At 52.8% G+C, this 22,131-nt stretch carries 17 protein-coding genes; 13 read left to right on the top strand and 4 right to left on the bottom strand.

The features are described from left to right. Window positions 1–10: 10 nt before the first annotated feature. Together HPY90_RS04195 and HPY90_RS04200 are read left to right on the top strand one after the other, a co-directional pair. On the top strand, window positions 11–1,774 hold the full coding sequence (locus HPY90_RS04195) for a stalk domain-containing protein (RefSeq protein ID WP_287191544.1): 1,764 nt from the start codon (window positions 11–13) through the stop codon (window positions 1,772–1,774). Window positions 1,775–2,017: 243 nt separating this feature from the next. Then, window positions 2,018–3,640 carry a WD40 repeat domain-containing protein gene (locus tag HPY90_RS04200; RefSeq protein WP_287191546.1) on the top strand — a complete coding sequence of 541 codons (1,623 nt, stop codon included), beginning with the start codon at window positions 2,018–2,020 and terminating at the stop codon, window positions 3,638–3,640. Here HPY90_RS04200 and HPY90_RS04205 read toward each other — a convergent pair. From HPY90_RS04205 to HPY90_RS04215, 3 genes are all read right to left on the bottom strand, one after another. Continuing rightward, window positions 3,627–3,884, bottom strand: a complete 258-nt coding sequence (locus tag HPY90_RS04205; protein WP_287191549.1) for a DUF3160 domain-containing protein — start codon at window positions 3,882–3,884, stop codon at window positions 3,627–3,629. The two genes, HPY90_RS04200 and HPY90_RS04205, sit on opposite strands and share 14 nt — an antisense overlap. A 133-nt stretch (window positions 3,885–4,017) precedes the next feature. Continuing rightward, window positions 4,018–5,004 (bottom strand): copper amine oxidase N-terminal domain-containing protein, encoded by a 987-nt coding sequence (locus HPY90_RS04210; protein ID WP_287191551.1) that lies wholly within the window; start codon window positions 5,002–5,004, stop codon window positions 4,018–4,020. Window positions 5,005–5,242: 238 nt separating this feature from the next. Further along, window positions 5,243–7,378 (bottom strand): hypothetical protein, encoded by a 2,136-nt coding sequence (locus tag HPY90_RS04215; RefSeq protein ID WP_287191554.1) that lies wholly within the window; start codon window positions 7,376–7,378, stop codon window positions 5,243–5,245. Window positions 7,379–7,735: 357 nt separating this feature from the next. Here HPY90_RS04215 and HPY90_RS04220 point away from each other — a divergent pair, with 357 nt between their 5' ends. The 3 genes from HPY90_RS04220 to HPY90_RS04230 are packed head-to-tail and all read left to right on the top strand — an operon-like array spanning window position 7,736 to window position 10,020. Further along, window positions 7,736–8,137 (top strand): GntR family transcriptional regulator, encoded by a 402-nt coding sequence (locus HPY90_RS04220; RefSeq protein WP_287191557.1) that lies wholly within the window; start codon window positions 7,736–7,738, stop codon window positions 8,135–8,137. Further along, complete coding sequence (locus HPY90_RS04225) at window positions 8,121–9,008, top strand: ABC transporter ATP-binding protein (protein WP_287191560.1); 888 nt, start codon at window positions 8,121–8,123, stop codon at window positions 9,006–9,008. Before HPY90_RS04220 ends, HPY90_RS04225 begins: the two co-directional genes overlap by 17 nt. Further along, window positions 9,001–10,020 (top strand): ABC transporter permease subunit, encoded by a 1,020-nt coding sequence (locus HPY90_RS04230; protein WP_287191563.1) that lies wholly within the window; start codon window positions 9,001–9,003, stop codon window positions 10,018–10,020. Before HPY90_RS04225 ends, HPY90_RS04230 begins: the two co-directional genes overlap by 8 nt. Window positions 10,021–10,155: 135 nt before the next feature. Here the strand turns inward: HPY90_RS04230 and HPY90_RS04235 are convergent, their stop codons facing one another. Beyond that, window positions 10,156–11,427: a stalk domain-containing protein gene (locus HPY90_RS04235; RefSeq protein WP_287191565.1), complete on the bottom strand. Its 1,272-nt coding sequence runs from the start codon at window positions 11,425–11,427 to the stop codon at window positions 10,156–10,158. Window positions 11,428–12,022: 595 nt separating this feature from the next. Here HPY90_RS04235 and HPY90_RS04240 point away from each other — a divergent pair. The 8 genes from HPY90_RS04240 (at window position 12,023) to smc (ending at window position 21,985) form a co-directional block, all read left to right on the top strand. After that, window positions 12,023–13,189: a methyl-accepting chemotaxis protein gene (locus tag HPY90_RS04240; RefSeq protein WP_287191568.1), complete on the top strand. Its 1,167-nt coding sequence runs from the start codon at window positions 12,023–12,025 to the stop codon at window positions 13,187–13,189. A 309-nt stretch (window positions 13,190–13,498) separates the two neighbouring features. After that, window positions 13,499–14,020 carry a YceD family protein gene (locus tag HPY90_RS04245; RefSeq protein WP_013175465.1) on the top strand — a complete coding sequence of 174 codons (522 nt, stop codon included), beginning with the start codon at window positions 13,499–13,501 and terminating at the stop codon, window positions 14,018–14,020. 18 nt (window positions 14,021–14,038) lie between these two features. Next, window positions 14,039–14,212 carry a 50S ribosomal protein L32 gene (rpmF, locus tag HPY90_RS04250; RefSeq protein ID WP_013175464.1) on the top strand — a complete coding sequence of 58 codons (174 nt, stop codon included), beginning with the start codon at window positions 14,039–14,041 and terminating at the stop codon, window positions 14,210–14,212. A 91-nt stretch (window positions 14,213–14,303) separates the two neighbouring features. Then, window positions 14,304–15,260, top strand: coding sequence for a phosphate acyltransferase PlsX (gene plsX, locus HPY90_RS04255; RefSeq protein ID WP_013175463.1), 957 nt, complete (start codon window positions 14,304–14,306; stop codon window positions 15,258–15,260). Window positions 15,261–15,312: 52 nt separating this feature from the next. After that, the gene (gene rnc / locus HPY90_RS04260) at window positions 15,313–16,011 is read left to right on the top strand and encodes a ribonuclease III (RefSeq protein ID WP_013175462.1); all 699 of its coding nucleotides are present in this window, start codon (window positions 15,313–15,315) and stop codon (window positions 16,009–16,011) included. Window positions 16,012–16,016: 5 nt separating this feature from the next. Next, on the top strand, window positions 16,017–17,114 hold the full coding sequence (locus HPY90_RS04265; RefSeq protein WP_013175461.1) for an elongator complex protein 3: 1,098 nt from the start codon (window positions 16,017–16,019) through the stop codon (window positions 17,112–17,114). 300 nt (window positions 17,115–17,414) lie between these two features. Further along, window positions 17,415–18,377: a biotin--[acetyl-CoA-carboxylase] ligase gene (locus HPY90_RS04270; RefSeq protein ID WP_287191579.1), complete on the top strand. Its 963-nt coding sequence runs from the start codon at window positions 17,415–17,417 to the stop codon at window positions 18,375–18,377. A gap of 26 nt (window positions 18,378–18,403) precedes the next feature. Beyond that, the gene (smc, locus tag HPY90_RS04275; RefSeq protein ID WP_287191582.1) at window positions 18,404–21,985 is read left to right on the top strand and encodes a chromosome segregation protein SMC; all 3,582 of its coding nucleotides are present in this window, start codon (window positions 18,404–18,406) and stop codon (window positions 21,983–21,985) included. The last annotated feature ends 146 nt before the right edge of the window (window positions 21,986–22,131 follow it).

Here is a 22,131-nt window from a genome sequence, read left to right on the forward strand (position 1 = left end):
AGGGAACAAAATGGAGCACAATTCAAGGGGGAACATGTGGCAGTGGCGAAAAACAGCGGGGCTGCTGGCAGCCATCTTCACGCTGCTTCTCTGGGTGACATACTGTCCAGCGGCATGTGCTCTAAGCGAAGATGCCGGTATTAAAGTGTACTGTAACGGTGATTATCGTGGCAGTACTGCCTATATTGACACTGGGAGCGGGGTGGCCCTGGTGCCTCTCGCACTTATTGAAGGCATTCCGGGATTAAGATTTGACATACGGGATAATCAGGCATTGTTTGCCATAAACGGACGCGAGTTGAAAACAGCAGTGGGGAGCGACAGCTACACGCTTGACGGTAAAACATACCGCTGGAGGTGCGGATTGAAGCCCTGGAAGTACGGCATAGCGGTACCAGCTCGCGACCTGTTTGAAGCTCTGGGAGGCAGTGTCCGGTGGGACGGAAAGAACAGAGCCGTCTACATAGATGTTCCAGTTGAGTCTGCTCCTATGCCTCAGAGGGTTGCAAAAGCAGCACTGCCTCTGCGAATGGCCTTTGTTCATGACGAACGGTTGTGGCTGCTGGACATGAATCGACCCGAGGCTGAGCCGCAACTCGTCCCCGGCGAAAATGTAGACCAGATCATAGGTTGGTCCGAGGACGGGCAGTGGCTGGCCTACTTGCGACGGACGTCTGACGACGCGTTTTCTGATGATACGCGCCTGTGGGTGGTTCGGGCCGACGGGGAGCAATCACTGTGTCTGGATGATCAGCCCGTGGTGCGCGGAACTCCTGCGTGGTCGCCGGTAGAAAACACCATTGCCTACCAAACGCTGCAGTGGGTTGACCAGGAGATCCGGGATCAAAGCTTGAAACTGGCGCGACTGGAAAATGGAAAATGGGTCAACCGTACATTGATTGACTGTGCTGGGCGAGGGTTCGTAGCCGGATTGACTTGGTTTCCAGATGGCAGGAGCATGGCTGTAAGCTGGAGGGTGACTGACAAGGACCGCCCGGCTATTGACAGGGTGGACTTAAACGGCAAATGTACCCGCCTTTTTACCCTGCCTTCTAATGGTGCAGAGAGCGACGAGAGCGGTTTATACCCTTGCGAGATGAGGGGACTTAAACTATCACCTGATGGGCGTTACGCGGCGTATTTTTTGGCCCTTAACTCGGAATCCCTGAACGCCGATGGCATGACCCTGCAGGTGGTTGACCTGCAAAACCCGCACTCGCTTCTTACGATAGGAGATGCTTTGGGCTACCCGGAATGGCTGGCCTGGTCTCCGGATAGCAGGAAGCTCGCCTGTATAGTAGGATGTGACCGTATAGCCAGTACCAATAAACGTCTGAAAGTGGTCGACATAGTGAATTCCGCGTTCCAGGAACAAGACCTGGGCGAGGCTGGTATGGTAGACACCCGGCCTTTTTGGGGGATGAACGGGCAGTATCTCTTCTATGCCCGTGGTCGGGAAAGCGAGGCCTGGCTTGAAGAAGGCAGACACCAGGAAGTGACGGTTCCCGGTCAGCAGGTATGGTGCAGGAAGGATGCTGTGGAGCGGCCGGTAACCGCCCCGGAGAACACCCAGGCGGACTATCCGCTGTCCTTGTCGCCTGACAGTAAATTCCTGGTTTTTGAAAGGTTGGACTGGTTTGACCAGGGTTCTCTGTATCTGCTGGATCTGGACAATAATCAGCAAGTTAAGGTGTTGGACAATCTTCAAGTTGATCCCGGTTTTTACGGAAACTATTATCCGGACAGTGTCAGCATAAAATGGGTTCTTCGTTGAGAGAATGTTTATCCTAGACGAACAAGAAATTCACTCTGATCGAGGTACATTTTCGCCTTTGGCAATCCTGGAGAAGAGAGGTATACTTGCTCAGGGACCATGTGGGGGGATTAACAAACGGTTGCTTCGTGGCTTAACAGGAATCCAGCTGTAAAGTGGTGTTTAATAGCTTTTGGCATATTCCTCGCCGCTGCAGTCGTATTTCGACCGACAGCCGATGAACGAACTGTGGATTACCATGCCGTGAGTGATCCGAGCGTTATAACCCATCTGTGGGATGAATACATTCAGGACGCCATACCCACCATTGCCAATCAGCCATTTTCAAGTCCAGAGCAGATCAACCGCGACTACGCGATTCAGTACGCCATACGGGTCATCTGTCGCAAGCAGGCATATCAAAAGTTGAATGACGGCTTCGGGCGCATCGATCCGCAGCTAGTCTCTCAGTACATTCGTCAATACCTTAATACTTGTATTAGCAATATCGACCCACCAAAAGACTTTGCTTACACTGCTTATTATGACACCGACAGAGAAGCTTTCGATATCGAGGAGATGGCCGTATCGGCCTCCTACGTTAAATACAATGAAATGACGCCCTGGGCCATCCGGCTAGACTCGGTCACCAAGAACGAGGCTGAGGGCAGCTACACAATCAAACTAGTTCAGATGGCCTCCGCCAAGAGCACACGGGTCGTAAGGGAAACAACCTGCGTGCTACAAGAGCGTCCCGACGGCACTATGTATTTCAAGAGCATTCACCACACCTATCCGACCAGTGCACAATCCATTGTCATCGACGGCCGATACCAAAAGCTGAGCCCCACCCGGCTAAACGTAAGTTCTACCGATAAAGAATGGCCGCTGCATGTGCTGGCAAGTTTTGACGGCAAGGTTTTTGCTCGCTCCGACAATGGAAAGGAGGGCAGTGCATATCAAGATACTCTGAAGGTGTACGATGCCCGAAACTTTAACGAGCTAGCTTCATTTGCGTCACCAAAGCAGTTTAAGGCCGTCAAGGTCACCCAATCAGGCTATCTAATCGTGAGCGGCGGCAACGTCTTCAAACTGGATCGACAGTTGAAAGTGATAGAGATTACTGACATTCCTTCTGACGTCGCCAAAGGAGCATTCGGCAGTGATTGGTGGGGTGGTTTTGACGTCTCCAAAGATGGCAGGTACTTTGTTTATAGTTCACAGAGCCAAGGACTGATGCTGTATGATGTTAAGACCGGTACCGAAAAGCTGCTGGCCAGACATTTTCCCGAGAACACGAAATTCCAATACGTTCCGTATATTCAGGGACCAGCTTTTGTCGACCAGGACAGCAAAGTAGTGGCCAGGGTTACTGGGTATGAAAGCATCAGTGGGTACGTAATCATTGATCTCAGAACAGGTCGGACCAAGAAACTAACCATGGACGACCCCGCCTTCAACGGCATTTACACCTTTGACAGCAATTTCCCTTATGCCTACGGGCTTTCCGCCCGCACTGTCGGTGCTGGCACCAGCAAACCTGACATCTACATCACCAGGCTCGATTACGGTCAGATGGAAATGAAACAGTTCAAGGTCAGGGTGACCGATGATGCGCAAAGGGTTCCGCTCTCCGCCGAGTTCTGGCCCCTTGTAACACATAACGACAAATACCTGGCCTATGTGTCAGTTCAGTACGCTGAAACCGGTGATGACGCCGACAATGTGTACCATATCGTGCGTGTTGACCTCAAGACTCTTAAGGCGGAAACACTACTATCCATCAAAGCCGGGTGCCCAACAGTTTTGGGCATACTGGAAGACGGCCGGGTAATATTCTCTTACTACTTTGAAAACACGGGGGGGTTGGGGGTCACGGAGAAATAATTCCGAGTGGTCCATTAAGATTAGTTTTCCTCCACGTAAGCGGCAGCAGGGTGTAGAGCCAGTTCCGGTACAGGTTTTGGGTCCAGGTGGTCTGCTCCAGCCCGGAGATATGCTGCTTGATCTTGCTCATGTTTTCGGGGTAGCCCTGGTAGCCTGTTTCCCCCATCTGTTGCAACAGCACGTAGGCCTCGGCGGAACCCATAGCCGCGGGTAGGTCCAGGCCCTTGAGCAGGCTCCAGGGCAACCCCCCATTTCACCGTACTGGAGCCACCACTGGATGATGGAAATTGCTCAATGCCTGTTTTTTGACACTTGTCAATAAGTTGACGCAAGTCTAGAACCGTCCCCACTTGCATCCGGAGCAGATACCGTGCTCTCTAAGGAGTTCGAGGAACCACGTTTTCAAGAACCATGGTCCCGGTTTTGCAGTCAAACGCACTATGATAGGTCTTATCGGCCTGCTCGGCAATGACCAGCCAGTAAATCTTATCTTTTTCATACGGTGCCAGATACATTTTCTTTATGTTTTCAGTCTTAATGCCTTTGGCCCGCAGCATGTCGTACACTTTTTCTCTGGAGATCGCCTCTGCCAGCACTACAGACCCGGTGACGGACACCGTCCCTCCATACCTGTTCTTGGTCAACCAAACGGCCTTTTCCCGGCCCAATTCATCATTTCCGACTACCATGGTATCAGTGTCGCCGTCTTCACAAAAGCGAATGGGGGTGAACTGAACGTCCTTCACGGTCTTCAGCAATCCCTGCTTTAACACATAAGCTTTAGCTTCCTCGGCCGAAGGGCCACTATTCGGTCCAACCTCGAGGTCATACAGTCTGTAGTAATTGTCAGTGGCCGGTATTTCCTGCTTGCTGACTGCCGGGGGCGGATATTCCGGCCCCATGAAATCCCCTGTCGAGATAAAAACGGTTTTGCGGGTCTCGTCCCAATCCACCTTTGCGCCCAGCCCCTCGGCCAGGAACCGCAAGGATACCATGGTATGGCCTTTGACCAGAACCGGCGGTTCTTCCAGGAAAAAAATCCCGGCGCGTTCTTTGAAAGCTCGATCCGAGCCGATATTCAGGCTGAACACCGTGTCCCCTTGCTGAATTCTGACCTGGGGAATGGTGCCAGTCCAGGTCACTGTTGCTCCCAGGGGCTCGACCACGGCGCGCAGAGGCACCATAATGTTTTTATGGGACAGGACCGGGCCTTGGGCAACGGATAATGCCGTACCGTTCACCAGCACCGCGATGTTGGCAGGCGTATAACTGGCCTCAGCCGCGCCAGCGGCCCAGGCCGAAATGGTGGTAGAGGTTAGTACCACCGTAAGGACACTGAAAGCAACCAGCAGTAATCTTTTCATGTTCAAACCCTCCCCATGTACCCGTACTGCTCACAGAATACCTAAAGCGCGCCGGTCAATCAAAGGTTTACGCGCGTCGCCATCGAAAGCAGCATGATAATGATCATGGGCGCGAGACAACCGTCGAATTATTATCTTACCTCCGGACGGTTGACCGGCTTGCCCCACATACCAGGGACCAGTCAATGATAGCCGCAAGTTGTAGTTCCCATCTTAATTATTTGCCATTAAAACCACACTAATGTTCTCCGGGTTTGTCGATGGAGTCGATCAGCCACTGGTCACCAACCTTCTTGAAGGTAATGGTGGTGCCGGCGGCGGGGCCTGAGGTAATGGTTAAGGGTCCCGTGAGCAGCTGTGTGTTATCGTTAAAGTCCACACCCCAGGACTGCCCCAGCGGTGATTGAGTCATCTTCGCGTCGCGGGCCTTCTGCACTAGGCGGCTGCTCGTTACCAGGCGGGTAGCCCGGTTAATGTTGTCGGTGGATAAACACCAGATAAACTCCACCAGGGTGTTGTAAGATGAAGGCATGACGGTGGCTCTGGTCCGACGGTAGACATCCCCTTTGCGCTGCCAGGTGTCCGAGAACCGGCGATGAGGACCCGGGTTGGCCTCGTGAAAGATGTTGCCTTTCCCGTCTTGTGTCCACAATTCGCCGGAGATGTTGAAGCTGTCAAGGTCGGGCCCGGTAAACTCGGCGGTGCCGTGAAACCCCCGCCAGAGGTTGCCGGCAGCCGGAGCTCTCCATACCACCCGCCATTGTTGACCCTCGAGACGATAGAGATAGTAGGTGGGTATAGGGGATCCGCTTCCCCAGGCCGCGGTATCGAAAAATACCCCCATTTCCGGAGCCCCATCAACGCTGTTAACAACAAGCCGGGCCTTTAGCAGTCCATAGTCTCTGGTCAATCCATGTTCAATCTCGTCCGCACTAAAGAACGTTTGCCAATAGAAATGCTCCTGTTTGCTAGCCCGGTCGAACTGCCACCAGCAGATAAGGTGCGCGTCATAGCCATCAGGGGGATAACTCTTGCCCACGTCCAGCAGCAACACCTGCGGGATCAACGCCCGTGGGGTCCGGCTGAATCCGCCCCATTCAGGCTCAACGGCGTGCACCGTAAAACCACGATTGCGTCCCCATTCTTCTAATCTTTTGATTCCCTGCTCCCTATCGTCCGGCCGCAGAGCCGCGAGATACTTGCTGACGGCATCTACTGCGGGACGGGCTGCCAGCCTGCGCAGTTCTCTTTCCCCCACGGGGACGCTATCCGGAGGCAGGAACTCCCGGGGCCGACGGTACGCCTTTTCGGCCTCGACGTACTGTCCCAGGGCCTCGTACGCCTGTCCCAGGCCCACATAAGCGTCGGCCAGGTCAAACTCACCCAGCGGCATGTTGAGCATACTGCCGATAGAGCTGTTCCTATCCTTCTGGGGAGGTGAGAGGATTTGCTTCTCCTGGGCTGTGACCGCTGCAAACTTCTTGAGAGCTTCACCGTAACGCCCTAAAGCCAGAAGAGCCCTGCCTTCCACCAGGTTGAAGTTCCCCCAGGGGGGATATTCACCCTGCATCTGCCGTCCCTTGGCTGCTGACTGCAGGGCTTCTTCCGCCTGTCCTGCCTTTACCTGGGCATCAGCCAGGTAGTACCAGAGAACGCGTGACTCCGGCATTCTTTTGACCTCGGCTTCGTAGTAAGCGACTACGCGCGGGAAGTAGGCCGCATAGGCACTTTCCACCGGATGAAAACCCGATAGGTCGGGATGGGCCCGGTACACTACCACCGCACAGGCGGAGCCGGTATCTTTGGACCAGAGCGCGATTTCCCGGCGGCCGTCCCGGTCAAAGTCGCCGATGTCCATGCGGTGATACCCGTTTTCCCATACCACCCTTACCGTTGGCAAGCCCTTATCATTCAGCGAAAAGTGCAGCACCTTCAATGAATTTCCGGCGGAAGCACCTATAGCCCCTCCCACCACGACATCGGGGACTCCGTCACCAGTAACATCGAGACAGCGCAGGTCCGCCAGCTCATAACCCAATTCCTGCTGCCAAACCGTCCTGTACTTCTCCTTTTCCGGGGTGGCGATAAGCACACCGGTCTGTGTCGGTTTGCCCGGTACCCGGTAGGCGACCACCAGTTCCCGGTCTCCGTCGCCGTCCAGGTCTACCGCCTGTACCGCCGGGGACGGTTCCACACCCGGCTCGGTGCAACCCGGACGCAGTAACTCAGAGCCGGCCGGTATCAATTCCCGCGCCGCTTGCCGGAGTTGGCTGGCAGTCTCCGGGATATTGGTCCGTTCGGGGACCCCCGGCCCGCCGCAACCGGCTATTAGTACCATAACGAGCAAGAAGCAGGTGAGCTTTCTTGGCATCATATACTTTTCCTCCTCAGTCGTATAATACGACTATGCACGTCTTTGGCTTACACTTCGCTTGCTGTTTCTCGCACAATTTCTCAGCTAATAGGCAGAATGAAAGCAAAGGTTACTAAGTATGGTATATTCGAATTCTAAGCCGGTTTTGTGCCCTTTTATAAAGGCTTCTTCCCGCGCCTTGTTTTGTCCAAACCCAATGATAGGGAATCCTGGTTGATAGGGGGTCCACTTTTTTATGCATTTCTGTTGACCACGCCAAAGCCCCCTATTGACAACTGTTACAGGGATTGATAGCCTAAAGGTGTATTAGTGACATAGTACACTAGGATAGTCGCGGTGAAGCGGGGGTAGCATGATTTGTGGTTTCGTATCGATACCCGGTCGAGTGTACCGATTTACCAGCAGATTAAGGAACAGGTCAAGAGAGGTATCGACGGGGGCCTCTTTGAGCCCGGGGCCCGGTTGCCGTCGGTACGCGAACTGGCGTCCCGGCTGCTGATAAACCCCAATACCGTGGCCAAGGCCTACCAGGAACTGGAGTGGGAAGGGGTTATTGCCACCTCGCGGGGCCGGGGAACCTATGTTTCGTCATCGGCCCGTATGGCCAGCCGGGAGGAAAGAATGGAGATGTTGAAGCAGATGATGGAGAAGTTGCTGGAAGAAAGCCATCACCTGCAGCTCGGGCGGGAGGAGATGGAGGCCTGCTTCCACGAAGTGCTCGAGAAATGGGAAGGGGGCAAGAATGGTGCTGGCGATTGAAACCTGGGAGTTGACCAAGCGGTTCAACGGGGTCACGGTGGTTGACGGCCTGAACCTGGCGGTACCGGAAGGGTCGGTGTTCGGCCTGGTGGGGCCGAACGGGGCGGGCAAGACCACCACCATCAAGATGTTGCTGGGACTGCTGCAGCCGACGAGGGGAAGTGCATGGGTACTGGGCCGTGAGGCAAGAGATGCCGTTGCCCGGCACCGCATCGGGTACGTGCCGGACACCCAGAAGATGTATCCCTGGTTTAGGGTGGAGGAGATCTTTTTTCTGTGTTCCGGTTTCTACGAGAACTGGGATTGGGGCCGAGTCAAGCACCTGCAATCAAAGTTCAACCTGCCGGTGGAGAAGCGCATCCGCAACCTATCTCAAGGCACGACCACCCTGGTAGCTCTGACCATCGCCCTTTCCATCCATCCCCGGCTCTTGATTCTGGACGAGCCGACCGCCGGCCTGGACCCTGTCAAGCGCCGGCAATTCTTTCAGCTGGTGCTGGAGGAAGTGGCCGGGGAGGGAACCACCGTGTTTCTGTCCACCCACCACCTGGGCGACCTGGAGAGAATGGCCGACCAGATTGCCTTGCTGGATAAAGGCCGACTGGTCTTCTGCCAGGACATGGACGACCTCAAGCGGAACTTCCGGCGTATCCAGACGGTCTTCCCGGGCGGGTTGCCGGCCGAACTGTCCCGGCTTCCCGGCGTATTGAAAGTGGAGAGTACGGAGCACGTCTGTTCGCTGATTGTAAACCGGGATGCCGACCGGATCCTGGCCAGGGTACGGGAGTTCAATCCAGCCTTTGTCGAGGTGCAGGATCTATCACTGGATGAAATCTTCTACTACGCTGTTGGAGGTGAACATCATGTTTAGCCGGGTTTTTGGGCTGCATCCCATGCTGGCCTTAAAGGAACTGCATCAGCACCAGCTCAAGTTTGTTATCTACACTCTGCTCCTGAGCGGTATGTATATCGCCGGGCCGTTTCTAGTCGCCGGGCTCAACGCCCGGGCCGGCCAGCCCTGGAAGATCGACCTGGTTGGCTTAGTTCACAGTACCATCGGGAGCGACGCGGGTACCACCGGTTTTGGATTTCTGGGGTGGATGATTGCCTTTGTCCTCGGCATCTTTCTGCTGTCGGATGAAAAGCAAAGTGGTACTCTGGAGTTTTTGCTGGCTACCCCGGTAACCCGGCGTCAGGTGGTCAAGGCCAAGTATGTAACCGGAATGACAGTCCTGGTTCTGAACGGGCTGGCAGTCGCCGTTTACCTGTCAGGCCTGGTTCAATTCATCTCCACCCCGTACACCCTGTTCGACGTATGGGTCTGGTGTGCCCGCCAGGCCGCGGTTCTGGCCGCAGTTTTCAGCATTTCTTTTGCGGCTTCCACGGTGGCCGGAAACGCAGTATCGGCCGGTATTATAAGTGCCGGATTGATTTTCGGGCCTGCCCCGGTTCTGCTGGGCTTCCGCAATTTCTTGTACGGGTTGGGATTGATTCGCCCGGAATATGGCCTGGGACGAGTGCTGGAGAGAATAGCATATGCAGCGGACACGTTGGGGAGTGTGGTGTTAGGCGGACCGCATGCCGCCCTCCCGTCACTGCCGGCTTGTTTCTTGCTGGCATTGCTGTGTGTAGGGCTTTACTACTTGTCAGTCTGGCTTTTTGACCGCAGTCCCCTGGAAAGAAACGGCCAGATATTGGTGTTCGGAGATACCGCGAGGGTGCTCCAATTGGTGGTAGGGGCGGCGGCGGCCCTGTGGACGGCCTCGGCTGCGGCCGGCAACACCGGCCCCTTGGGTTTCGTGCTACTGGTAGGTATTAGCTTCTTCGTACCTTACCTTCTTTATGGGGCAGGCTTGAAATTTGTGAAACTCTTGTTTTCGTAGTCGGCGTAGCATCCCCGGTTAGTCCAGAAAGGTTAAGGATATAAAACGGGTCCACAGTTATTGAAAGGAGCCCAGAAAGCATCAACGTACCGTTTGATATGTTAGGCACGCGCTTCTCACTGGTTAAGTAGCCTTTCATCTTTCATACCTCTTTGGTATTGCGGTAGCCCTCAAGGCATCCCACATCTCGCCGGTTACCAGACCCAGCCGCCACAGGGCGATGCCGTCAAGGTTATACCGCTTGGCAATGCCCACCTTGGTTAGAATGCTTTCCGCCGTTTCCGTGGGGACAGAAATTCCAAGCACTAGCTTTTCCGGCGGGACAGACGCCTTAGCCATCTTCACTGCTTGCGTGACAAGGTTCACCGGTTCCGGCTTAGAACCATAGTCGTAGGCCATGATGATAATCCGGTCGGCAATCTCCCCCAGTGCCCGGTAGTCGTAACCCTTATAGGCGCTGTTGGGGGCGTGAAGGGTGAGGGTCAGGGTGAGGTTAGCAGCCTTCACCTGCTCCGCTAAGAGCCTCACGAACCTGGTAAATTCGTCCTGCACCGTTTTCAACTGCTCACCGCTATCTTGGTAGCCCAAACCCTCGAAATCGAGATTGATTCCCTGATACAGCCTCGCTTCCATCACTATACTATCAACCGCCCTGGTCATAGCAGCCTCATCCTTTAACAGAGAAGAAATGGTGCCGTCACCGTCGGTCACGTGGACTACCATCTCGCTCTTCAGGTTGTACTTATTGGCCGCTTCCAGCACCTTCTCCCAACCGTCGGGCCTTTGCCAGCCGGTTCTGCTCCTGGTCAAGAGGTTGCCTTCTTTGTCCAGACTGTACCAGCCCAGCGCCAGTTCGCCTACCACATCTGTATTTACTGATGAATGTTCCGGGTAGGGTTTCCCAAAGAGGTCGGTCCAGCTGCTGGTCTTGCTGTCGCCCAAGGCGTAGAACCCGATCACCTCCATCTGTTTGGGTGGGGAGGTAATCCTGACCCCGTTGATCGACTTATCCCACTCCACCTTACAGTTAAAGGCTTCACTGAAGAACCGCAGGGGTATCATTGTTCTCCCGCCCAGGACTTGCGGCGGAACGTCAAGGAGGATAGGGGAGTCATTGCGATAAGCTGTGTTGTTGCCAATCTGGAGCCGGATAGAGGTTTTCCCGTCTGTAGCAATTACTGTTTGAGCAGTGCCGTCCCAGTTAACCTTGACGTTCAAAGCCTCGGCTATAGCTCGGAAGGGAATTAGTGTCCGTCCGCCCCGAATAACCGGCTGAACGTCAAAGGTAACCGGCAAGCCGTCAATCAGGACCGGAATTCCGGGCTGTTCTTGAGCGAGGGCAGGCAGCGTCAAATCACCGGCCAGGATAGTTATCGCAGCTAAGGCAAGAAACAGCAAACGTCTCATTTTTAACCTCCTGTATCGATGGGAGTCGAATACAACCGTATCAACGGGAAGTACAAAACAACTTCGCCACTAATAAAGGTAATTCCTCTCTCTTACAGAATTTTATCGTTTCTAGGATGTTTGTATAAGTCCCGTTACGGCAACTCACACGTTTGTCCGTGCGCTCGTACACTGTGCTTAGAGCTGCTCGCTAGCTTCAGCCTCCAACACCTGATTCAAGACTGATTGAAGTGTTTTTGCATACCTCTCTCCTTGGCATCCGACAAGAAGAGTTGCTGCCATAATTGGGAATCGATGGTAACATGGTATTGGGCCATTGTAAGACCTCCTCGATTGTGGTTTATTTCCTTAATACAATTTTTATATTATGGAGCCTTGGCTCACCATTTTTACACAATTATAAGGACTTGCCTGCGGTATTGTGCTGCCTGACCAAAGAGTCAGGTTGTTCCTGTTTTGAGGAACTGTTTGCTCTTTTAATAGTCTGTACAGGAAAAATAAAGATGTTATCGAAAAGTACATAAATATAGTAAATAAGGTAGCTAGCTGGAGGATTTGGAGGTTTTTATCGGTATTCGACAGAGGAGGGAGAGGTATGGATAATTCCTTCGAGGGCCAGAATAACGTCGGTGTCGATGAAAAGCGGGCTTGGCAGCTTGCCGCACCTTGTTTCCTGGAGATGTTTGCAGAAGGAGGGTTGGTTTTTACCAGCGACCTGGAAGTTTTCGATTTTGTGAGGAGTTCAAACCTCGATGTGCCTTTGCGTGTGGGAGACACGATTGACACTGTGGATTTGGTCAGGGCCTGCATTCTGACCGGACAGAAGCAAAGCGGTACCATCAGGAAAAAGGTATACGGTTTTCCTTCAAAAATAAGAGTTTCCCCTATTGTTGACGGTAACGGACGGCTTATAGGGACCTGCGGCATCATGTTGCGTAAGGTTCATGACATCCACCGCTCGTTTGATTTGTTTGCTCCCATCGTGGCGCAATCACAGATGGAGGGAGCCTTGGTATTGGCCACCGATGAAGAGAAGATTACCCACCGCTTGGGGTCAGATAAGTTCGACATTCCGTGGATTAAAGTGGGAATGCCGATGAAGGACGACGATGTCGGCAAAATAGTTATGCGGCGCGGGGAGTTTGCGGTCGTGGACATGCCCTCTAAACAGTACAAGGTTGTTAGGTGTGTTGGAATTCCGTTAAAAGATGATGAAACCGGAGAAATTCTCGGTTCCTTTGGCATATTCTCTCCCCGGCTATTGCCCTACAAACTACAAGAGATGGCGCAACGACTGAGCAGTACAACCGGCGAAATAGTCAAGGTTATGCACGAAATAGCTTTGGCGGCAAGCAATATCAACGTCAATGAATCGAATTTGGCAGAGTTGGTAAGGGAAGTCCAGGCAATTTCGGGACGAATACACGAAATACTTGATTTTATCAAGTCTGTTGCTGATCAAACCAAAATGTTGGGGTTGAATGCGGCTATCGAGGCGGCACGGGCGGGAGAGCACGGCCGAGGTTTCGGCGTAGTAGCCGAAGAAATTCGAAAATTATCTGACCATTCCAAAGCCACCGCAGAAGAGATCAGAAAGCTCACGCAGAACATTGAAGATAAGATAAAAGCTGTCCGAGTTGCTTCTGAGACGAACGTCAAACAAAGTCAAGAGCAGGCAGCCGCAACAGAAGAGGTTACTGCCTCGATTACCGAGATGAGCAGCTTGGCAGAGCTGCTAAAGGATCTGGCCAATTCGCTTTAAGCTGGAAATCGCATTGTTGTAGTTGTTCGCGGAAAATGCAGGTAATGAGTTGGCCTTTGTCCTGGCTTTTCGTGTTGCTTGGTGGACTTAGCAACGTCGTTAGGGTTGGGGCTGGCGGCAGAAGGAGCAGGGACTAAGCTGTAGAGAGAGTAGACTCGGAATCGACCTCACCTTTCATGGGGGCATTTTCACTGAACTATTAAAGGTGACAAAATCACAGATCGATAACACGTTATCAGCAGGTTTCCTTGACATACGGTTTTGTGGAAGAATATAATTAACCTGGCTATCCTATGGGGTGGTGAGTATATGAAGATTGAAGTGGGGTGGCTTCAGCATCATCCCCACGAAACTGAGGTATTCCACCTGAGCAAGAAAATCGAGGGAATCGAGATCGCTGGTGAAACAGTGACGTTTCCCGAAGAGGTTCATGTGGATCTTACTCTTACCAATACCGGTCGCATGATAGTGGGGAACGGTAAGATAAACGCCGTGGCCATACTAACCTGTGGACGGTGTCTTCGCCCTTACCAATTGCCGATGCTGGTTGACTTCTACGTTCAGCTAGTGGAAGAAGGGGCGGCTGTAACACGTGATGAGGTGGAAACCGGGGACGTGCTGGTCATCCGGGATGAAAAAGTTGACCTGGAACCTCTGGTTATCGAAAACATTGTCGTCAATCTTCCACTGGTACGCGTATGCAATGAAGACTGCCGGGGATTCTGTCCCGGGTGCGGAGTGGACTTGGCTGTGGAAGCTTGCCGTTGCCAGGAGGAGGAGATTGACCCCAGGTGGGAGGCATTAAAAGCTTTGCTTGATAACAAAAACTGATGCAGAGGAGGAATTACGATGGGAGTCCCTAAACGCCGGCAATCGAAGTCCCGCAAGAACATGCGCAGGAGCGAGTGGATGAAGATGGAGCATCCGACCTTGGTAGAGTGCCCGCAGTGTCACGAACTGAAGATGCCTCATCGCGTTTGTTTGAACTGCGGTTTTTACAAGGGTAAAGCAGTAACGAAATAACTTGTTCTACAGAGGCAAAAAGTAAGGTAATGGGCGTTAGCAGCCATTAGCTTACTTTTTATTTTATAGCTAGAAAAGAGGGTGAAGTGCTGTGCGAGTTGCAGTCGACGCTATGGGTGGCGACTATGCTCCCCGGGAGGTGGTCAGGGGTGCGGTTGAAGCTATAAATAAGCTAGGGATAGAAGTGATATTGGTCGGGGATCAAGAGATTGTCGGCAGAGAGTTGTCCGGCCTCGATTACGACCGAGGCAAGCTGACGGTAGTTCACTCGTCTCAAGTAATAGGTATGAACGAGCATCCGGCCTTGGCTTTACGTAAGAAGAAAGACTCGTCCATCGTTGTGGCTACCGGATTGGTGAAAGCGGGTGAGGCCCAGGCTGTCGTGTCGTGCGGAAACACCGGGGCCCAGATGGCAGCCGGAGTTTTTGTGTTGGGAACCGTTGCAGGCGTGGAGCGACCGGCCATAGCCGCTAACATACCGCTTAGAAGCGGCCAGAACACTATTCTGCTCGATATAGGGGCTAATGTGGACTGTAAACCACGACAGCTGGTCCAGTTTGCTTTGATGGGAAGTGCTTATGCTTCGGTTGTGAATGGCAGTTCGCAGCCGAGCGTGGGGATGCTGTCCAACGGGGAAGAGGAGAGCAAAGGTAACCAAGCGGTACTCGAGGCTCACGCGATGTTGAAGAAGGAAACGGGCATAAATTTTATAGGGAACGTAGAGGGCCGCGATATATTTGTGGGTAAGAGTGAAGTGGTGGTCTGCGATGGTTTTGTGGGTAATGTGGTTTTGAAAGCAGTAGAGGGTTTTATGGGCTTGCTAATGGATACCTTGAAGGAAGCGTTGTCTCCCGAGGTACTCCGGCTGCTAAAGAGCTTCGATTATAACCAGGTAGGGGGAGCTCCTCTATTAGGGGTAAACGGGGTGAGCATAGTCTGTCACGGCAGCTCGAAGGCCCAGACGGTTACTAACGGCGTAAAGGCAGCAGTGCAGTGTGTCGAGAACGACATGGTAGGGAAGCTAAAACGAGCATTAGGAGTTGATTAAAATGGAGTTGCGAGGTCGTTTTTCGGTTGCGTGACGGGAATAAGGTGAAACCATGAGCAGGAAGGGAAAACTGGCCGAGCAGTTTAAGCTCGCCAACTGTATTGTCGAGGTCGATACAGGCCTTTTGACAAAGGCTTTGACCCACCCTTCTTATTCCCAGGAAAATGAAGCGGTTGAGAACAACCAGCGCCTGGAGTTTCTAGGGGATGCGGTGTTGAATATGGTCGTGGCGGAGTATCTTTATAAGAATTTCCCAGAGCGGCCAGAAGGGGATCTTACCCGCATAAGGGCCAAAGTTGTTTGTGAAAAGGCCTTGGTTAAAGTGGCTAACACCTTGAAAGTCGGCGAATACCTGTATCTAGGCCGGGGAGAAGAGTTATCAGGCGGACGCAAGCGCAATTCGATACTGGCAGATACGGTAGAAGCGGTGGTGGGAGCGGTATACTTGGACCAGGGGCTGGAGTATGCTCGCGACTTTATACTCAGGTATCTCGCCCAGGATATCCACGAGGTCGCGGAGGGCAACTTCTACGACTACAAGTCCCAGCTACAGGAACTGGTACAGAGCCGGGGCAAAGACAACGTGACGTATGCCATTCTGGAGGAAAGCGGGCCTGCTCACGATAAGACTTTTATCGCCGGCGTGTTTTACCGGCATAAGCTGCTGGCCCAGGGGGTTGGCAAGAGCAAAAAAGAAGCCGAGCAGAAGGCAGCGGAAAAAGTTCTCCAGATGAAGGTATTTGAAGGGTAACGGTCATGCTCCACAGGATTATTCCAATATTTATTCCCCATCTCGGTTGCCCGCACCGGTGTGTTTTTTGTCAGCAGTACCGCATTACCGGCAGCGAGAAACCACCTTCCCCCTTGGCCGTGGCAGAAACGATAGAGAAGGGGCTGCAGCAGAGTGGGGCATCGGCTTCGGAGCCGGTTGAGGTGGCCTTTTACGGGGGGAGCTTTACCTCTCTGCCGGTACAAGTGATGGAGGGGTACTTGAAGGCGGTTCAACCGTATCTGGCTACCGGTAAGGTTGCCTCGATAAGGGTATCGACCCGACCAGATGCCATAAGCGTTGAGGTCCTGCGCCTTCTTATTGAACACGGCGTAACCACCGTAGAGTTAGGGGTGCAGTCGCTGGATCCTGAGGTCTTGGCTTGTGCCGAAAGAGGGTATACGGGCAGACAGGTTTGGGAAGCGGCGGGTTTGATCAGAAAACACGGACTTGCTCTGGGCATTCAGCTTATGATCGGTTTGCCTAAAGATACCCGGGAAAAAGACCTGGCTACCACTCGTGACGTTATCAAAATGAAACCCCTGATGGTCCGTATATACCCTACCTTGGTATTGAAGGGCACTCGTCTTCATCAGATGTGGGAACAAGGCCTGTACTCCCCCTTGAGCATGGAAGAAGCGGTAGATATAACCGCCGACATGTTCATCATGTTGGAGGCGGAGGGCATCAAGGTTATCAGGATGGGTCTACAACCGACTAGTGACCTGAACAGCCCGGATACTTTGTTGGCAGGACCTTTTCACCCCAGCTTCGGGGAATTAGTGGCTTCGGAGGTTTTTTTTCGGCAGGTTTTGACTGCCTGGAGGTTGTGGAGTGAAAAACCGGAAACAGAGGATTTCGGTGTTTTTGTTAATGAAAAGGATCTATCTAAGATGGTTGGACAAAACAGGAGCAACCGTGAACGGCTGAAAAGAGGGCTTGGGGTGAACAGGCTCAGGATAGCAGGGATCAAGAGCGAGGAGAGGGATTGGGTTGGGCTTGGAAGGGCAGAGGCGGATAAGCCACTGTTTGTGCTGTCACGGCAGGACTTTTACCGCGCCTGGTCAGGACAAAATCACATATGATTGTGTTGTTCGAGAGTCGGCTCCGAAAACGGGCCACAGACCCGGCACTCAGCTCAAGTCTTGATCAGCGACTAGCGTTTTCGGGACCAACTGGCATGTTGCAATGTCGTCCAGCTGAGTGCCGGGCTGATGAACACAGGTTATGTTTTTGCTTAAAGATTTCTCGGCTGTTATTAGAATAAGATTTTCATTCTCTAGTGGCGGCACTCTTAGGTGTCGCGGGAGGTCTGCGTAAATCAGCGTCTAAACGGAGCTATGAAAAGCGAGAACCGTTCCTCTTTTGTTGAGGAGGGGGGAATCATGAAATACCGGATACTTTCCAAGCTGCAACAGAATCAGGGCGAGTGGGTGTCTGGGGCCGAGTTGGCTCGGGAGCTGGGGATAAGCCGGACTGCGGTTTGGAAACACATTGACAGTCTGAGAAAGGAAGGCTACCGCATAACCGCTATTCCCAATCAGGGTTACCGTCTGGAAGACGAAGGATGCGAGGACCTGGGGTTGGAGCCGGGGCCTAGAAAGGTAAGGTTTGGGAGCCAGCGGTTGCAGTTGGATGAAACGTCTTCTACCAATACTGTAGCCTGGGAAATGGCGGATCAGGGAAGGTTGGCAGAGGGTGGAATAGTAATAGCGGCAAGACAAACCCAAGGTAAAGGCCGCCGCGGTAGGAGATGGGAGTCCCCGGCCGGAGGGTTGTGGTTTTCGATCGTTTTGTACCCGGAGTTGCAGGTAAGAGACGTGGTGCCTCTTTCCCTAGTTTTTGCCCTGGCAGTGGCCTGTGCTCTCCAGAGGTTTATAACGGCTCCAGTAAAAGTGAAGTGGCCGAACGACGTGCTCCTCGGTGGCAAGAAAATAGCGGGGATTCTCCTGGAGATAAACACCGAATTCGATATGATTAAGTATGTAGTGGCAGGGATCGGGGTCAACGTGAATCTCAGGGCCGAAGATCTGCCAGCAGCGTTGAGGGACCAAGCTACCTCCCTGTATTTGGAAACGGGACAGGAGTTCGACTTGGAAGCAGTGCTTTCAGCCATACTCGCGGAACTGGAAAAGGCATACGCCCGGTATCTAGAAACGGGATTTAAGGGTTTGCGGCGTCAGTTTATGGAGAGGTGTGCTCATTTCGGGCAACCGGTGACTGTGCATACTCAAGGACGGGATTTGAGCGGAATCGACCAAGGGATTGACGACCACGGCTGCCTGCGGCTGAAACTCAAGGACGGTAGGCTAGTAAGAGTAACGGCCGGGGATGTAATGCCGGGTTAAAAATCCGAGGACGGTGGAGGAGTCAAGTGTACCTTAAACGTTTAGAACTGAAAGGGTTTAAATCTTTCGCCGAGCGAACCGAAATCGAGTTTATTCCCGGCATTAACGTAATAGTCGGGCCTAATGGGTGCGGGAAGAGCAACATAGTAGACGCTATCAGGTGGGCTTTGGGCGAGAGTAACGTTCGCCACCTGAGGGGGCAGAGAAACGATGATGTTATTTTTAGCGGTACGGATAAGAGACGTCCCTTGGGCTTAGCTCAAGTGGACGTGGTAATAGATAACTACGACAGGGTTTTACCCCTTGACTTTGCCGAGGTAAACGTTACCAGGAAAGTACACCGCTCGGGTGAGAGCGAGTTTTATATTAACCGGGTTCCGGCCCGGTTGAAAGACGTTCAGGATCTTTTTGCGGGGACAGGTTTGGGTAAAAAAGGGTACTCCATTATCGGCCAGGGAGAACTCGAACACATATTGAACCTCAAACCTTTTGACCGCCGTCTTCTGCTTGAAGAAGCTTCTGGTTTAATAAAGTACCGACACCGCATGGAGGAAGCTGAAACCAAGCTGGCGGTTATCAAGGAGGATATGGCCAGGGTCGAGGAGATGCTGTCTGATCTCGAAGGCAGGCTGGAAGTACTGGCAGAGAAGGCCTCCAAGAGCCGGCGCTACCGCGAACTTGCCGGGGAACTCCGGAACCTAGAGCAAAACTTGCTGGCTTCCGCGATCGAACGGTTATACCGCGAGTTGCAGGATTACTTGGGCGAACGCGATAAGGTAAAGGCAGAGCTGGCAAAAGCAAGGACTTTGATTCAGGAAAAGGAGCAGGAACTGGCCTTGCTCAAGGCGAAGACAGGCGAGGTCAAAGAGAATTTGTCCTTCTACAACGAGGAGCGACACCGGTTGCAGTCCGAGTTGCAGCGCTGCGAGGCCGAGCTTAGATTGTCGGCCGAGCGCCTCATAAATGCCCGGCAGAGACGGGAAGATTTAGCCGGTGAGGAAGCAAACTACCAGGGATTGCTGGCCAAGCTGGAGGAAAATATAAGGCTGGGCGAAGAGAAACTAGAAAAAGAGGAGACCGAGCTAAGAGCCAAAGTACAGAGCCTGCAAGAGGTGAAGTCGCGGATTGAACAACTGGAGATGGTCCTGGCTGATTATAACCGCGCTTATGAGGATTTGCGGACCGAGTTGATAGAAAAACTCAAGGAGGAGACTGAGCATAAGAACCAGCTGACTGTCTTACAGGAGCGGTTGAAAAGGCTGGAGGACCGGCTTGAACGGTGTCAGGAGGACCTGAAGCAGAAAGAAGCCCGCGAGAAAGAGCTTGAACAGGCTGAAAGCCGAACCAGGGAAAAACTAAATGAAGCCCGGGCCCGGCTGGATCACTGGCAGCGAAAAAAAACCGACACCGAGAAGGCACATGATCGGGCTTTGACTAGTGCGAAAGAAAGAGAGCAGGACCTTGCCCGGTTACAAGCTGAACTTTATAAAGCGGAACAGGAACTCAACTTATATTTCGATGAAGAAAGGGACGGCAGGACCTATCCGGAGGCAGTTCGAGCGGTCATGCGGGCAGCCAGGGACAAACAGTACGGTTTGAACGGGATACTAGGGGTGGTAGGGGACTTGATTGAGGTTCCTCCGGGTTTGGAGGCCGCGGTAGAAACTGCCCTTGGGCGCAGCATTCAAGACATCGTGGTTAGGTCAGAGAAGGATGCTCGTCGGGCCATCGAGTTTTTGAAAGAAAAGAAGCTGGGCAGGGCGACTTTTCTGCCGCTGGACTTGTTGAGGGTTAGTGACTTGCCGCAAGATAAAATCCGGAGAGCAGAGAAAATGCCGGGAGTGGTGGGATGGGGGCATGAGTTGGTCGATTATCCGGCGGGATTTGAAAAGGTTGTTAAGTATCTGCTGGGGAGGGTGGTAGTAGTAGAGACCCTACAATCAGCGGTGAAGGTTTACCGTGAATCAGGGTTACCGGTAAAGCTGGTTACTTTGGAGGGGGAGGTACTGACGTACACCGGTGCTATAACCGGGGGAACAGTCAGCAACCGATCTGTTCAGCATTTTAGGAGGAAGAACTGGGCTAAGCAACAGGCTCTAGTATTGGCGGAGAAACAGAAAGAATGCGAGCTTTTGCTGGCTCACCTGGAGAACCTGAGAAGCACTGCAGCGGAGCTGGAGCGAGGGCTCCAGGAGATTAGGCAGCAAGAAGAAGAACTGAAACTGGAAGAGAAGATGTTAATGCTGGAATTGGAGAATGCTTGTGGGGAACGGGAGAGGTTGATACAGGCCATCGACGACCTGCGGTATGAGAATAAAGGCTACAGCGCCGAAATCGATTCCCTGCGGGAGTCGATGAAGGATGTGGAGGCGCAATACCAGGCTGCAGCAGACCAGGCTCGCCGTTTGTCAGATAGAGTGGAGGAAATAAAACAGGGGCATGAAGAAATGTTGCGCGAGTACGAGGTTCTGAAGGAACGAACCAAGTCTTACAGGGAGTTTGTCGCAGGCAAAGAGCATGAAATTGAAAGCTTAAAGCAGAATCTCGTTCAGCTGGAGAAGATAAAAGCCTCGTACCTACAGGCTCTGGATAAGTGTGCTCAAGAAAAGAAAGCCTTGGCCGTCGAAATAGACAGGCAAGAGTCACTGCAACTGGAGTTAAAAACGCGATGCGACGGCTTTCAAGAAAAAATGGGCCAACTGAGGGGAGAAATGGAAACCCTGGTCCGGGCTATAACCGGGCTGGAGGAGGACTCACGCGGGATAGAAAAGAAACTGACGGAAGAGAGGCAGTGTTGCAGACAGTTGGAAGAGCAGTCCCGGGTAGTGGAGCTCCGCATAGCCCGAAGGGAAGCAGATATGGAAAACCAGATCAAATTGTGGGTCGATAGTTATGGTGAGGAATACGTACCGGGAAGCGGGATTATTCTGGACGGCGAGAAGGAGAGGGAGGCCAGGCAAAGAAAAGAGGTTCTAACCAAGCAGCTTGCAGAACTGGAACCGGTAGATCACGGAGCGGAGGCAGAATACGAAGAGATTCGGGCCAGGTACGATTTTCTTAACAACCAGTACCAAGACATAACCGAGGCCAAAAACGCCATTTACGCGCTGCTTAAAGAAACGAGGGCAGTTCTTTCCTCTCAATTCGTGGAGTTCTTAAAAGGGGTCTCGCAGAGCTTTCACCAGACTTTTCTGGCAATGTTCGGTGGAGGCAGCGCCTTTCTAAACTCCAACGGAGCCATAGAGGATTTGGACAGCGGGGTAGAAATAGCGGTGAAGATGCCGGGCAAGCGCAAACAGTTGTTGGAACTGTTGTCCGGGGGGGAGAGGGCTCTTACATGCATCGCTTTTGTGTTTGCCCTGCTGGCACTTCGACCCAGCCCGTTTTGCCTTTTGGATGAGATCGACGCCGCTTTAGACGACGTGAATTTGGCAAGGTTTGCCGGGTTCTTGAAAAGATTATCCCAGGATATCCAGTTCATTGTTATAACTCACCGTCAGGGGACCATCGAGATCGGGCAGGCTTTGTACGGAATAACCATGCCGGAAGAGGGGGTATCGCGAGTGCTTTCGGTGACCATGGAAGAGGCAGAGGCGCTCGCCGGGTAGGTAGTTAAGTTATGATTTAGACGCTGATTTACGCAACAAGCCAACACCGGTCAACTGAGGGGGGTTGTAGTGAAATCACTTTATAGAAAAGGGTGGGGTGGCGATTGGGATTTTTCGAGAAACTTAGGAAAAATAAGAGGGCAGGC

It is taken from the genome of Syntrophothermus sp., from assembly GCF_013314835.1.
GTDB lineage: Bacteria > Bacillota > Syntrophomonadia > Syntrophomonadales > Syntrophothermaceae > Syntrophothermus > Syntrophothermus lipocalidus.

Excerpts from the sequence above, each read along its gene's own strand:
- rpmF (WP_013175464.1), top strand. The coding sequence starts at position 14,039 with ATGGGAGTCCCTAAACGCCGGCAATCGAAGTCCCGCAAGAACATGCGC.
- HPY90_RS04195 (WP_287191544.1), top strand. The coding sequence starts at position 11 with ATGGAGCACAATTCAAGGGGGAACATGTGGCAGTGGCGAAAAACAGCG.
- HPY90_RS04270 (WP_287191579.1), top strand. The coding sequence starts at position 17,415 with ATGAAATACCGGATACTTTCCAAGCTGCAACAGAATCAGGGCGAGTGG.
- HPY90_RS04225 (WP_287191560.1), top strand. The coding sequence starts at position 8,121 with ATGGTGCTGGCGATTGAAACCTGGGAGTTGACCAAGCGGTTCAACGGG.
- HPY90_RS04240 (WP_287191568.1), top strand. The coding sequence starts at position 12,023 with ATGGATAATTCCTTCGAGGGCCAGAATAACGTCGGTGTCGATGAAAAG.
- rnc (WP_013175462.1), top strand. The coding sequence starts at position 15,313 with ATGAGCAGGAAGGGAAAACTGGCCGAGCAGTTTAAGCTCGCCAACTGT.
- HPY90_RS04215 (WP_287191554.1), bottom strand. The coding sequence starts at position 7,378 with ATGATGCCAAGAAAGCTCACCTGCTTCTTGCTCGTTATGGTACTAATA.
- HPY90_RS04265 (WP_013175461.1), top strand. The coding sequence starts at position 16,017 with ATGCTCCACAGGATTATTCCAATATTTATTCCCCATCTCGGTTGCCCG.
- HPY90_RS04230 (WP_287191563.1), top strand. The coding sequence starts at position 9,001 with ATGTTTAGCCGGGTTTTTGGGCTGCATCCCATGCTGGCCTTAAAGGAA.
- HPY90_RS04245 (WP_013175465.1), top strand. The coding sequence starts at position 13,499 with ATGAAGATTGAAGTGGGGTGGCTTCAGCATCATCCCCACGAAACTGAG.
- HPY90_RS04210 (WP_287191551.1), bottom strand. The coding sequence starts at position 5,004 with ATGAAAAGATTACTGCTGGTTGCTTTCAGTGTCCTTACGGTGGTACTA.
- HPY90_RS04235 (WP_287191565.1), bottom strand. The coding sequence starts at position 11,427 with ATGAGACGTTTGCTGTTTCTTGCCTTAGCTGCGATAACTATCCTGGCC.